Source organism: Galbibacter mesophilus, from assembly GCF_023721415.1.
GTDB classification, from domain to species: domain Bacteria; phylum Bacteroidota; class Bacteroidia; order Flavobacteriales; family Flavobacteriaceae; genus Galbibacter; species Galbibacter mesophilus.
Genome location: NZ_JAMQVC010000002.1, coordinates 800,142 through 813,875, shown reverse-complemented (window position 1 = coordinate 813,875; position 13,734 = coordinate 800,142). Strand labels below are relative to the sequence as shown.

The window sequence follows — 13,734 nt, the reverse complement described above, 5'->3', positions numbered from 1 at the left end:
AAGTGCATTACATGCTATAATTAATTGGAACGTTATTTTATTAAACAGGATGAATAATGGATAACAGAAAAAAGTGATGTCTATCAGACATAGAATATAAAAAACCCCGTGCTAAATTAACACACAATTTAGACGGGGTTTTACCTATATATAATTAGTTAGCTATAGTTTACTCGACAAGGTAATTTGAGGAATAAAATTTTTAGTTGTTTAGCATTACGGGCATTACTAACATAGTAACGTGTTCTCCTTCATCCAATCCATCAATTGGGGTTAGAATTCCGGCTCTGTTAGGTAAGCTCATTTCCAATGAAACAGTGTCGGAACTTAGGTTGTTCAACATTTCATTTAAAAAACGTGAATTAAATCCAATCTCCATATCATCACCTTGGTAATCACACGTTAAGCGCTCTTCGGCTTTGTTGCTATAATCTACATCTTCAGCAGAAATATTTAGCTCAGCTCCAGCAATTTTTAAACGTATTTGGTGTGTTGTTTTATTAGAGAAGATAGAAACCCTTCTTACCGAACCAAAGAATTGAGAACGGTCGATAGTTAGTTTATTTGGATTTTCTTTTGGGATTACCGCCTCATAATTGGGGTATTTTCCATCAATCAATCGGCAAACCAACTCAATGTTATCAAATGTAAATTTCGCGTTACTTTCGTTGTAATCAATAGTAACGTCACTTTCGCTACCTGCTAAAATTCCCTTCAACAGATTTAAAGGTTTTTTCGGCATAATGAACTCCGCAACTTGAGAAGCGGTAACGTCATGTCTTTGATATTTTACCAGTTTGTGAGCGTCAGTAGCTACAAACGTCAAGTTTTCAGGAGAAAACTGGAAAAATACACCACTCATCACCGGGCGCAAATCGTCGTTTCCAGAAGCAAAAATGGTTTTACTAATTGCCGTAGCCAATATATCTCCTAAAATGGTGGTAGAGCTAGCATCAGCCAATTCTACTGAGTTAGGGAATTCAGCACCATCGGCGTATGCCAGAGCATATTTACCGTGGTTAGAGCTTATTTCAATAGTGTTGTTATTTTCCACTACAAATGTAAGTGGCTGCTCTGGGAAGGTTTTAAGCGTATCCAACAAAAGTTTAGCTGGCACGGCGATACTTCCTTCAGAATCTGAATCTACTTCCAAAATAGCACTCATGGTCGTTTCCAAATCAGAAGCCGATACCGTAAGTTGGTTTTGGTTTAATTCAAATAAAAAATTATCGAGAATAGGTAATGTATTACTGTTATTAATAACACCACCTAAAACTTGTAGTTGTTTTAATAAATAAGAACTAGATACTATAAATTTCATGGAATGCTCAGTTTTCTAACACTTACAAAGATATTTTAATTGATTTTTTTACGGAAAATAACTTATCAACATTTAAATGGTATATTTTTTCCTTCTGAAAAAGCGATAAGCACCCCCGAAGGCAAGGAGTAAAACGATGGGAAGCCCGATGTTTACAAGCTGCCACTTAATTTTTTGATGATATACTTTTTCCTTGTTTAAAAAAGACAAAGCAATCTCTTTGGAACGAATGTTTATAAGTCCGTCGTCATCCAACAGGTAATTTACGCAATTAATCAAGAAATCTTTGTTGCCATAAACTTGCTGCGTCCATTTATCGACACCGTTTATAAGCGGCTTTTTATTAACATAATTGTAGTTCGCCACATCGCCATCGGCAATAACAATCATTTTATTTTCCTGAGAGTTCATTTCCTTATTTTCCTTAAACGAAAAGGGTTTTACTCTGTTTTTAAAAGCGGATGTAAAATTTCCTTCCAACAAAACCCCTAAAGGTTTATTTCCATCGTTAAACTCTTTAATATTCTGTTGTGCATCAAACTCGTCCAAGCTGTATTCCCTAGGAACACCCACTTCTTTAGATTGCGGAGAACTCTTAAGTAAAACTGTTTTTTTAATAGTATTGGGTAGCGTATCTATAGCATTGGCAAATTCGAGTTTAACAACGTTAATCCCTTTGTTTATAGGGTGATTGTTAGCGGTTCTTACCATAGGGGAATAAAACCAATTGATAGGGATTTCCCCATTGGCATCAGTAACGGTTACGGGTGTTGAAATTAAATCCTGAACTAATGATTTCTTAATTCGTACTCCGTATTTAAAAAGCAAATCGTCCAAGTTTAAGTCAGCCGGATAAGCGAAAGAAGTAAAGCGATCATTTTGAAGACTGTCCAAATCAGCCACCACTTGGTCGATCATCCAAAGTGTTATACCACCGTTAACGATAAATTGATCGAGGATGTATTTTTCATTTTCTGAAAAACGCTCGGTAGGTTTCGCAATAATAGCCGCATCAAAACGGTTTAAGTTTTCAAGTACTTTTTCTGGATTATTTTGAAGCGAATCCATATGGAATTCCCCCAACTGATAATAATTTCGAAGGCTAATTAAAAAATCGGCCAAATATTTATCCGGTAACTCGCCATGACCTCTAACGACTGCAATTTTCTTTTTCTCGGTAATGGTCAGTTGTTTAAAAGCATCTGCGAAAGCGTATTCTAATTGCTGAATAGAGTTATTAACACGTTGCTCGCTATTGGCTCCTAAAGTATTTTGCAAAAGAGAAACTTTAACTGTTTTCTCGCCCATGTTTACCAAAGCCCACGGAAAAACAACTTCTCTAGACATGCTGTTTCCTTCCTCCACCGTAACCGAGGCAGGGGTTAAACCCAGTTCCTGTAAACTTTGTATATTTTGTTGTTTGGAGTTATTATTATCAAGCGGATCAATAAAGTTTACCTTTATTTTGTCATTAACAGTAGAAAACTCCTCTAGCAATTGTTTTGTTTCCGTATGTAACCTCTTAAATTCCGAAGGAAGTTCGCCTGCCAGTAAAACATCGACAAAAATAACCTGATCGGTATTTTTTACAGTTTCTTTGGATACGTCAGCCAGCGTGTATCGTTTATTTTTGGTAAGATCCAGTCGAACAACCAAAAAGGAAGCCAAGTAATTAATGGCAACAAGTGCGACCAATAAAAAAGCAATTCTTTGGATATTTTTTTTACTGAAATTCAAAATTACTTTAGTTTAAAAATGGTTAAAACGATGAAAAATAGCGAAACACTTTTAAAATAGATGATATCCCGTATGTCGATTACTCCACGGCCAATACTATCAAAATGATATTTAAGACTTAGTTTTTCGATAAAAGAAAACGGAAGTATTTCAGAAAAACCAGAGAATCCAAAATAAAGTAGGAAACAAACCAGCGCAGCCGCAACAAAAGCGATTATTTGATTATCCGTGAGTGAAGAGATAAAAACCCCGACGGAGGTATAGACTCCCATCAAAAATAAGAGTCCGAAATAACCACCAACAATTGGTCCATAATCAATGCTCCCTGTTGGATTTGCAAGTGTATTGATGGTAAGTACGTAAAGAATAGTAGGTAGTACAGCTATTAAAATTAGAATATAGCTTCCAAAAAATTTCCCGAATACTATTTCGCTCTTGCTAATGGGGCGGGTAAGTAATAATTCCAGTGTACCGCTCTTTTTTTCTTCTGAAAAACTTTTCATGGTAACTGCGGGAATTAGAAAGATGAGAATCCAAGGCGTCAGTTGAAAAAAAGCATTCATATCTGCAAATCCGCTTTCAAAAATATTGAAATCCCCTTGAAAAACCCACAGGAATAAACCGTTCAGTATTAAAAATAAGCCAATAACCAAGTAGGCAATGGGTGTTGAAAAAAAACTGCTTATTTCCCTTTTTATGATTGCGACCACTTAATTTTGTTAATTATTTGATTTGTAATTTGTTAACACTTAAATGAAATTTAAAGTGATAGTGTCTCGATATTTTAAGCCGAGTAGCGTAGAAGCTCCCCCAACAGTATCGAGATTACTTCTGTAAATAGCAATTTCTATGAGCGACGCCGAGTTGAAAATAGCTAGCTTTTCACCGTCCTTATTGACGTACTTATCATCTTCAAAATTTACGGCATCACTATATTTAAAAAATATGTTGGTAAATTTATGATTGCGCGCCCATAATTCAAAATTTCGTCCTCTTTTGTATCTTTCAAAGATTTGTTTGGAAATGTTAGTAACTACGTTACCATAGTTATCAACATAAATAACACTGCCCGTAATTTGATTTTCGTCATTGTTAATAATGGGCGATAAACCTTTCAACATTTTTAGTCCGTTAATACTCTTTCCAATCACTTCCAAAGTCCCACCACGAGAAATATGCCCCGCTACTTTTACAAATACATCCAACACGGGAAATACACTTTCAATTCTATCGTGAATGTTTATCTCCACCATTTTCTCTGGATTAATTTCACTGGCTAAAAAAGAAAGAATTCCGTTATCAGCGCCTATAAAATAATGTCCATCAATTTTAACGGCAATGTGCTTGTTAAGCGGAGTTAATTCAGAATCCACTCCAATAATATGGATGGTGCCTTTTGGAAAGGTTTTGTAAGCATTTTTTAAAATATACGCAGCTTCAACTATGTTAAAAGGACTGATGCGATGTGAGATATCAACAATGGTAGCATTTTCAATTTCACTAAGAATAAATCCTTTAATGGCACCTACAAAATGATCCCGCACACCAAAATCTGTAGTTAAAGTTATAATTGCCATTTAGTAAAATGTTGATATTTTTTTAATTTAAGGAAATGTTTTTTTCCTTAAGTTTGTTAGAAACGGTACGAAAACAGGTATGTAAAAATGTTTAGCACAAACCTACTAAAAAGTAATAGATTTTCCATTTTTATGTGTACTTTTTATACCAACAAATTGACAGGAATATTCATTTAAATTGTAGCTTTTGAACGAACTCATTATCGAACTAACGGAAATCAATCCAAAAGATTTTTTTGGACCAGCCAACATCAATATTGATTTATTGAAAAAGTATTTTCCCAAGCTTAAATTGGTTGCCAGGGGCAACAAAATTAAGGCATTTGGAGATGAAGAAATGTTAGAAGAATTCGATAAACGGTTGGATATGCTTGTCTCGCATTTCGGAAAATATAACAAACTAGATGAAAATACTATAGAGCGTATTCTTACCAGTGAAACCGGTCAAGAGGAAATAGATGCTAAAATTCACGGGGAAGTATTGCTGCATGGTGCCAACGGACGCTTAATTAAAGCCCAAACTGCTAATCAACAACGGTTGGTGGAGTTAATGAAAAAGAATGATATGGTTTTTGCCATTGGTCCTGCTGGAACAGGGAAAACCTATACTGGCGTAGCACTAGCGGTAAAAGCTTTGAAAGAAAAACAAGTGCGCAGGATTATCTTAACCCGACCTGCAGTGGAGGCGGGGGAGAGCCTCGGTTTTTTACCTGGTGACCTTAAAGAAAAATTAGATCCCTATATGCAACCATTGTACGACGCGTTGCGTGATATGATTCCTGCTGAAAAATTGGCCAATTATATTGAAACCGGGGTGATTCAAATTGCGCCCATGGCTTTTATGCGTGGACGTACGCTGGATAATGCCTTTGTTATTTTGGATGAAGCACAGAATACCAGTCATGCCCAAATGAAAATGTTTTTAACACGAATGGGTAAGAATGCCAAGTTTATCATCACTGGAGATCCCGGACAAATAGATTTGCCACGTAGGATTACTTCCGGACTCAAAGAGGCTATTTTGGTTTTAAAAGATGTTCATGGTATTGGGATTCTATATTTGGATGATAAGGACGTAATCCGTCACCGATTGGTGAAAGATATTATTGCTTCGTATAAAAAGATAGAGCATACGAATTCTTGATTTTAGAGAAAATTTGGGTAAAGCCTTGTAGGTATTCTAAAGAAAGTCCGTTCTTAAGACCTACATGGTTTCAAAAACTTTGCAGGTCGATGCTTCCGAAGTATAGTAACATGCCATTTATTTTTACAAACGGTTATCTATAATAAGATATTTTTTGTTCATAAATTGACTGAATAATTGAATTAAAGCTTCACCATTCTTCAAATAATCATTGGTTGTGGTTTTTCCTGAAGTAATTTCATCGAATAGTTCATCATGATTCGTTATTTCTAGTTGGGCAGCGAATAGCTTGACCTTTTCACCACTTTTAAGTATCGCTGAGACTGTATTACTCCAAACTTTTTTATCTAGACTACCATTAGAGAACAAAGCATCAATCAAAGTGTCTTTTCTAAATTTATTGTAATCAATAAATAGAAAATCAATATCGTTAAAACTTATAATTTTTCTTCCAAAGAATTTTTTTACTTCTATTTCTTCATTTTTTTTGTTAGCGTGAAACACTACACTGTTATTAAAGAAAACATCAATGCTGTTATCATTTATACTTACCCTGCTATCCATGAAATTTAACCGTTTTGGCTTATTTAAACCAAGTGGAATTTCTTTTAAATCAGGATTTTCAAGGATTACTTTTCTAATTTGAAGTTTTTTTAAACGCCTTATGAGATCATAACATGTAATAATTAATGTGAAAGCTGATAACCAACCTAAAAATCCAATTTCTGTATAAAAATTTTTTAAAGTAACGTCGTTTAAATATATTATTAAGAATAAGATAATGATAAAAGGTGCAATCCAAAATAATATTCTATTGATAATTACATTCACAATCTTAAAAAGTTTTAAGGGGTATTTTTTAAATTTTCTTTTTTGTATAAAGAAATAGCTTTCAGGTAATTAGTAGCTCCATCCATACTTAAGTCATTTATAAAACCACCATATTTTGGGTAATTGTTTTTTACCCAATTCACTAATAAGTCCCTTCGGTTTTGCCAGATCTTCCAATCTGCATCACAGTTTACTATTACTATTTTGTTTATTTTATTTGATTTAAAATGAAACTCATACGTACAAGTTAGTGGATTGTTTTCCAAAAATTCCAACCTTGATGACCTTAGTGATACTGTAGCAAGAATTTTTTCATTATTTCGCGTTATGTTCTTTATTGTATACTCAGGTTGAAAAACGGAATCCCATTTAAAATGGCTATAATAACTTTCCCGACTAAATTTCAATTCTTGACTACCCTCAATTATAACCAAAGAGTCAGCTATTGTGCTTCGGATTAAATCATAATTTGAATTTTTAAAACCTTGGTAATAATCGGTTACTTGGTTGGATGATTTACTTTCCTGGGTGCAGCCAACAATTATATATAAAAGGAAAAGAACTAAATATTTCTTATTTGAAATCGTTTTCATAGTAAGTTACATTATCACAACTCCATTTCATACAAATTGTAGGTGGATAGCGGTAGTTGCTTGGTTCCAACTTTTTTAAAGCCTTGTTTTTCGTAGTAATTGCAGAGCTTTGGGTTTTTGGCGTCTGCGTCTAGGCGAAGATATTCGCAGGAGTCGTTTTTTGCCTGCTGGGCTATTTCTTTTAGTACCTTGGTGCCTATTCCTTTTCCGTTGTAGTTTTCTTTTATTACTAACGAATGTACGTATTTCGCTTTTTTAACTTGCTTACCCCAATACAACAAATCTTCCTTTAGAATCCTAACCATTCCGATTGTGTCATTATTTTGAACATCGTGAATGAAGAAAAACTCATCGTTTTTTAAGCCTTCTTCAACCCATTTTACTTTTTCTGCTGGCGGATTTTTCCAATATTGCCAATGGTCAACCCCTTTTTTATCAATCTTTTCAGCAGCTTCTTTAAAAAGTCTTAAAACCGTAGCTTTGTCTTCAATAGTTATCGGAGTAAAATTGATTGTCATCTTTAAAATTTCACTTAAAAATTAAGAATATTGTAATCCAATTTGTTCTTTTACTTTGTCCATGGTTTGCATGAGTAAGCGGCTAAAATCGTGTGTCATAATCGGACTTTCTTTTTTGTTTTCACGAAGCAGTTCATTAAAATGAATGGTTTCAAAACTGTAGCCTTCCGTAGTAACCCCAAAATCTTTATAGGTTTGGTTTCCATTATTATCCGTAAAAGTGATTTTAGTAGGTTTGTGGAATTGTGTGTGCAACTTTATAGTTCCTTTCTCACATTGAATCACAGCTTCTGTGGGAGTTTTCTCCAAAAGGGTAGAGGAGAGCTCGGCTTTTACGTTGTTAGGATATTCAAATAGCATTTTACAAGAAGAATCGGCGCCTGTTTCAAAGAACGTAGCGGACGCTTTTATTTTTTCGGGTTTCCCAAGGATAGTCAATGCGGCGAAGATGGGGTAGATACCAATATCCAATAAGCTTCCACCGCCTAATTTTTTATTGAAAAGCCTCGATTTTTCGTCAAATACAGGTTGAAATCCGAAATCGGCTTCCATCGAAGTTACTTTTCCGAAACTTCCTTCCTTTAAAAAATTCAGTAAAAACTGATAATGCGGAAGAAAGTATGTCCAAAGTGCCTCCATAAGTAACACATTTTCCTTCTTTGCGGTTTGAAGCATTAGGTCCACGTCTTCGCCATTCAAAGCAAGTGGTTTTTCGCACATTACTGCTTTTTTGTGCTGAAGACATGCAATGGTGTATTCTTTATGGAAAGCGTGCGGATTGGCAATATAAATGGCATCGACATTGGGGTCTTTCATCAAATCCTCATAGCTTCCATATGCTACTTTTCCTTTGTATTCATTTTTAAAAGCTTCCGCTTTTTCCAATGTTCGAGAAGCCACTGAGTACAGCTCGGCATTTTCAATCGTTAAAAGGTCTTTGGCAAATTTTTTGGCAATATGTCCAGGAGCCAGAATTCCCCAATTTATATTTTTTTTATTTAATGGCATTTCTTGTTCTGTTTAAGATTTCAAATAGTAAAGCTAGAAAGATTACAAGGGCACAACCAATAAAATTAAGCCACAAATAACCCAATTTTTCATCGCCCGCATCATACCGGTGAATTGCAAAATAATAAACCAGAATGATAACTATTTGAGTAACAATAGCGCTGACAAAAACAGCATTCCCACGAATAAATTTGATAAAAAAGGCAATAAGGAAAATCCCAAGTACATTTCCGTAGAAGATAGAACCAATAATGTTTACCAGTTGAATGAGGTTATCCAGTAAGGATGCGAAATTAGCAAACAGAATGGCGATGATACCCCAAGCAAGCGTAAACCATTTTGTGGCATTTAAAAAGTATTTATCCGTTTGCTCTTCTTTTTGATTTCTTCGGAAGAGGTCTATCGTGGTAATTGTTCCTAAAGCGTTTAATTCTGAAGCAGTCGATGACATTGCTGCTGAAAATATTACTGCCAACAGTAGTCCCATCAATCCGGTAGGAATATTATTCAGTATAAAATGAATAAAAACATAATCTTTATCGTTTGTTTCTAAGTCTTCGTCAACTTTCTGAATAATTTCCTTGGCTTCCTTTCTGCTTTGTATTTCTTGCTTATTTATTTCCTGAATTTGCTTTTTGGCAGACATGATTAAGTCGTAATCTTTTATGTCTAAAGCTGCGGAATAGCGCTCTTGCGCCATTTTTTTGGATTTTTCCAACGTTAAATGCTGCTTTTCTAACGTACTGTATTCCTCTGCGTAAGCAGATTGTTCAACGGCTTCGACCGCGGCAGGATTGAAATTTAACGGAGAATGGTTGTACTGATAAAACACAAAAACCATAACGCCTACGAGTAATATGAAAAACTGCATAGGGACTTTAAACAGTCCGTTAAAAATTAAACCAAGCTGACTTTCCCGAACCGATTTACCGGTTAAGTAACGTTGCACCTGACTTTGGTCGGTTCCAAAGTAGGCGAGGGCAAGAAAAAGACCACCTGTAATTCCGCTCCAAAAAGTATATCTACTTTTCGGATTCAAGGAAAAATCAAGAATATTCAATTTATCATTGGCGCCAGCAATTTTAAGTGCTTTTCCGAAGGAAATATCGTCCGGAAGATAGCTCATTACCAAATAAAAAGCGGTGAACATCCCCGTCATAATCACAAACATCTGTTGTTTCTGGGTAACACTCACAGCTTTTGTTCCTCCAGAAACGGTATAAATGATTACTAGAATGCCAATAATAATATTTAGCGTTTTGGTTTCCCAACCCAATACAGCCGAAAGAATGATAGAAGGTGCATAAATTGTTATTCCGGCAGCAAGCCCTCGTTGAATAAGGAATAGAATAGCCGCTAGCGAACGTGTTTTCAGGTCGAAACGGTTTTCAAGAAATTCGTAAGCCGTGTAAACCTTTAATTTATGGTAAATAGGAATAAAAACAATACAAATGATAACCATAGCCAAAGGCAGACCAAAATAAAACTGAACAAAGCCCATTCCATCATGAAATGCTTGACCAGGTGTAGAAAGAAACGTAATGGCACTGGCTTGTGTCGCCATTACGGACAACCCAACCGTATACCATTTGGCGTCTTTTCCACCAAGAACATAGTCTGTTACATCTTTACTACCCTTTGTACGCCAATAACCATAAGCTACTATAAAAAGTAAGGTTCCGGTCAATACAATCCAATCTATTACTTCCATCCGATGTTACTTGTTATAAATCATAATCAAATAGAAGATAAAAATGTAGATAGCGTTCATTAGCAACACAATGGAATATTCCCGTTTCCAAATGAATTTCTTCAGCATGATTATCCTTTAATTAAATTTTTGTCGTTAGTTTCTTTTTTCCCTACCGAAAGCATATTGGAGAACAATTTGTACGCTCCAGGCACTCCTGCCGGAAGTTCCCTAAAAAAGCTCAATCCTGTATAAATGTAATATCCCTTCCCGTATGGAGCAACCAACAAACTTCCCATTGTTTCGTTCTCGCCTTTATCACTCATGGATAAAATAGGGGTAAATTCTTCTCCCCATTTATCCGGAAAATACAAACCTCGCTCTTGTACCCATCCATCAAAATCTTTTTGTGTTATCTTGTTTGGTGTATTTAAAAGCGGGTGTTGCGGTGCATTAAAAGCAACTGCAGCATTTTCATCGGTTACCCGGTCTCTGGATAATTGCAACAAGAAAGGTGCCAGATTATCAATATCCAGTCCTCTTCTTCCCGCAGTGTTGTATTGAACAATTAAATTCCCTCCATTTTTCACATAATCCAATAAGATATGCTGTTTAAATTTAAGCGATTCATGCACGTTGTAAGCACGAATTCCCATTACTACGGCGTCAAAGTTTTTTAGGTAACTGCTGCTTATATTTTCAGGCTGAATGATAGAAACTTTATAGCCTATTTGGCGTAAACTTTCGGGTACTTCATCACCGGCACCTGCAACATAAGCAATATTTTCACCAACTTTCTTAATGTTCAATCGAACCACTTTAAAACTTGAAGGGAGCAAAACCGATTGGGTAGGAATATGGTCGTAAGCAATGGTGTTAAGTTCTTTTTTATAGCTTTCACCATTAATGGTAACGACCGGAGTAATAATTTCTTCGTTTTCTTCAGAAGGAGGGGTTATGGTAAAATAAACTGTTTTTGTATCACCTTTATTCGTGATTGAAAAATCAATTTTTTCAGGAGTAACTTTCCATCCGCTATTGTATTTAAGCTGAAGTGTTCCCGACACATTATCCGCTCCCGAAGTAACTGTTACTGGGATTTGCTTTTCAGAAGCATCAGAAAAAATAATGACTTTATTAGCTTCGGATACCGTTGCCCTTGGCAAAATTTCAAAAGGTTGGTACAATTCCCCTTTGTCTGGTTTGGAATGTTTATAAACAACCGGCTTTTGAAATGGAATTTTCACACCTTCAATAGAAATATTAAAAGTAACATTTACCAACCTCGGTGTTTCAGGTTTTCCACGCAATTGCTGAGGCGTGGTATACATTCCTTGTGTACCTTCCTCTGTAAGCCAATAAGGAGCGGTATAATCACTTTCTGTCGGAATCGTGAAATTGGAAGTGTTATTTACAAGCTGATTATTCTTTAAATTTTTATTGATGTTCTCTTGGGTATCACTTGGTGAAATCAGAATGTTTTCCAGTGACATAGGGATATTCGACCGATTAATGGCAAAACTTTTAATGGAAATCGTTTCTCCCGGAACGGCGGAGGCATTATTGGCAATCGCTTCTAAGAATAATCCGCTACTGGCTTCAATTATCTTTTTAATTTCTTTTAATTTTACGGTTCGCCAATACTGGTCTTCCAGCTTTTCGATAAGCTTGTAAGCTTTCAATAACTGTGGGATGTGTTGGGCGGGATTTTTAACATTAAATTCAGCTTCCACTTTCTCTAAAATAGACCCTATTTCTTTTCCGCCTTTAATACGCGTCCACGTGGTGTTAATGCCATCAAACAAATTATTTTGGTCTTTAGGCATGCTACCATCAATCAACTCGATGTATTCTTCTTCTGAACCTCTAGCTGAAATACTTCCAAACCCCTGACTTAGATGCTGGCTTCGGGCGATGGATGCGATTTCGTTATTGCTCTTTCCAAGCGTAGGGTAGTAGGTTCCTATATCAAAACCTATCATTTTAGACTTATCTGCTTGCTCAAAGGCGTCTTGGCTTCCGTAGAACCACCAAGAAGTATTGAAGAATAGGCGTTCTGGTTGCCAAACCTCTGTATATTTTAGCTGTTCTGGAAAACTATTTTTATCATCGGAAAGTTTAAATGCTTCTACGCTTAGCATGGCAGATGCCGTGTGGTGCCCATGCGTAGTTCCGGGCGTTCTGTGGTCGAAACGGTTAATGATAACATCGGGTTTAAAATTTCTTATGACCCAAACAACATCCGCTAAAACTTCATTTTTGTCCCAAATTTCAAACGTTTCTTCTGGATGTTTGGAAAAACCAAAATCATTTGCTCTTGAAAAATATTGTTCACCGCCATCTACCCGTCGCGCCGCCAGTAATTCTTGGGTTCTCAAAACACCTAATAATTCCCTAAGCTCGGAACCTATTAAATTTTGTCCGCCATCTCCGCGTGTTAAGGATAAATAGGCCGTTCTGGCTTTTACTTCATTCGAGAGATAGGATATTAACCGAGTGTTTTCATCGTCAGGGTGGGCCGCAACATATAGCGCGGTCCCTAGAAAATTGAGCTTTTGTACCGCTTGATAAATTTCAGCAGAAGTATAGGTTTTAGGCTTTTGGGCAATTGTTGAATATGAAAATACTAATCCAATTAGAATAAAGGATAATATTTTTTGCATACTATTTCGTTTTAGGTGTTAGTTCAAATATAGAAATAAATGTTGGTAAGGCACTACATAATGTAAAACCCAACAGCAAAAAAACCTTCAGTATTCAATAAAAACTGAACTAGACAGAACTGGCTCCGTCATCTTCCCGGTTTGGCTTCTCGATAACCACAATTCCTTTTTGCAGCATTAAGTTATTTGGGTAGGTAATGAGCTCGCCTTCGTCCGTTCTTAAGTGGAGATGAAAAGCCCTAATGTCTTCTATGATTGCTTCGGAAGGAAAATCTTTATCTTGAATACGGATGCGGTCACCAATTTTAAAAGGAAAAGAGAAAAATAGAATAATTCCAGCTGTCACATTGCTTAGTATAGACCAAGATGCAAAGAAAGCAACACCAATAACAGCAAAAGCTGAAGAAAGGAAAAGTCCTAAATCTTTAAAATCCACTCCCCAAACCAAACTTATTGCTAGTATGGAAATTATTAAAATAAAAACGTTGAAGTATTTAAGGATAAGTAGCGTACGGTTTCGGTCAATATCACCAATTTTGCCAACCTTATTTACTGTTTTAAAAATAAGTATCCTTGCCACTAAAAGAACTACAATGGCAACGATAGTACGAATTAACTCATCCCTGTATAAGGCAAAAAAATCTGTCATAAA

The 13,734-nt window shown here is 35.8% G+C and carries 12 protein-coding genes; 1 reads left to right on the top strand and 11 read right to left on the bottom strand.

Annotated elements, in window-relative coordinates; translation table 11 throughout:
* Window positions 1–202 precede the first annotated feature (202 nt).
* From dnaN to NDQ75_RS10350, 4 genes are all read right to left on the bottom strand, one after another.
* A complete protein-coding gene (gene dnaN / locus NDQ75_RS10365) occupies window positions 203–1,321 on the bottom strand; it encodes a DNA polymerase III subunit beta (protein ID WP_202027405.1) in 1,119 nt (372 codons plus the stop codon).
* A 72-nt stretch (window positions 1,322–1,393) separates the two neighbouring features.
* Complete coding sequence (gldG, locus tag NDQ75_RS10360) at window positions 1,394–3,058, bottom strand: gliding motility-associated ABC transporter substrate-binding protein GldG (RefSeq protein ID WP_202027404.1); 1,665 nt, start codon at window positions 3,056–3,058, stop codon at window positions 1,394–1,396.
* Window positions 3,059–3,060: 2 nt separating this feature from the next.
* Window positions 3,061–3,768 carry a gliding motility-associated ABC transporter permease subunit GldF gene (gldF, locus tag NDQ75_RS10355; RefSeq protein ID WP_202027403.1) on the bottom strand — a complete coding sequence of 236 codons (708 nt, stop codon included), beginning with the start codon at window positions 3,766–3,768 and terminating at the stop codon, window positions 3,061–3,063.
* 39 nt (window positions 3,769–3,807) lie between these two features.
* Window positions 3,808–4,635 (bottom strand): SAM hydrolase/SAM-dependent halogenase family protein, encoded by an 828-nt coding sequence (locus NDQ75_RS10350; RefSeq protein WP_202027402.1) that lies wholly within the window; start codon window positions 4,633–4,635, stop codon window positions 3,808–3,810.
* A gap of 187 nt (window positions 4,636–4,822) precedes the next feature.
* On the opposite strand from NDQ75_RS10350, the gene NDQ75_RS10345 reads away from it, so the two are divergent.
* On the top strand, window positions 4,823–5,779 hold the full coding sequence (locus tag NDQ75_RS10345) for a PhoH family protein (protein ID WP_202027401.1): 957 nt from the start codon (window positions 4,823–4,825) through the stop codon (window positions 5,777–5,779).
* Window positions 5,780–5,902: 123 nt separating this feature from the next.
* Here the strand turns inward: NDQ75_RS10345 and NDQ75_RS10340 are convergent, their stop codons facing one another.
* From NDQ75_RS10340 to NDQ75_RS10310, 7 genes are all read right to left on the bottom strand, one after another.
* On the bottom strand, window positions 5,903–6,610 hold the full coding sequence (locus NDQ75_RS10340) for a hypothetical protein (protein WP_202027400.1): 708 nt from the start codon (window positions 6,608–6,610) through the stop codon (window positions 5,903–5,905).
* Window positions 6,611–6,624: 14 nt separating this feature from the next.
* The gene (locus NDQ75_RS10335) at window positions 6,625–7,203 is read right to left on the bottom strand and encodes a hypothetical protein (RefSeq protein ID WP_202027399.1); all 579 of its coding nucleotides are present in this window, start codon (window positions 7,201–7,203) and stop codon (window positions 6,625–6,627) included.
* Between the two features lie 14 nt (window positions 7,204–7,217).
* The gene (locus NDQ75_RS10330; protein ID WP_202027398.1) at window positions 7,218–7,721 is read right to left on the bottom strand and encodes a GNAT family N-acetyltransferase; all 504 of its coding nucleotides are present in this window, start codon (window positions 7,719–7,721) and stop codon (window positions 7,218–7,220) included.
* Between the two features lie 21 nt (window positions 7,722–7,742).
* Window positions 7,743–8,729, bottom strand: coding sequence for a Gfo/Idh/MocA family protein (locus tag NDQ75_RS10325; protein WP_202027397.1), 987 nt, complete (start codon window positions 8,727–8,729; stop codon window positions 7,743–7,745).
* Window positions 8,716–10,440, bottom strand: a complete 1,725-nt coding sequence (locus tag NDQ75_RS10320; protein ID WP_202027396.1) for a sodium:solute symporter — start codon at window positions 10,438–10,440, stop codon at window positions 8,716–8,718. Before NDQ75_RS10320 ends, NDQ75_RS10325 begins: the two co-directional genes overlap by 14 nt.
* Window positions 10,441–10,550: 110 nt before the next feature.
* A complete protein-coding gene (locus NDQ75_RS10315; protein ID WP_202027395.1) occupies window positions 10,551–13,082 on the bottom strand; it encodes a PIG-L family deacetylase in 2,532 nt (843 codons plus the stop codon).
* Window positions 13,083–13,191: 109 nt separating this feature from the next.
* The gene (locus NDQ75_RS10310; protein WP_202027394.1) at window positions 13,192–13,731 is read right to left on the bottom strand and encodes a mechanosensitive ion channel domain-containing protein; all 540 of its coding nucleotides are present in this window, start codon (window positions 13,729–13,731) and stop codon (window positions 13,192–13,194) included.
* Between the last annotated feature and the right edge of the window lie 3 nt (window positions 13,732–13,734).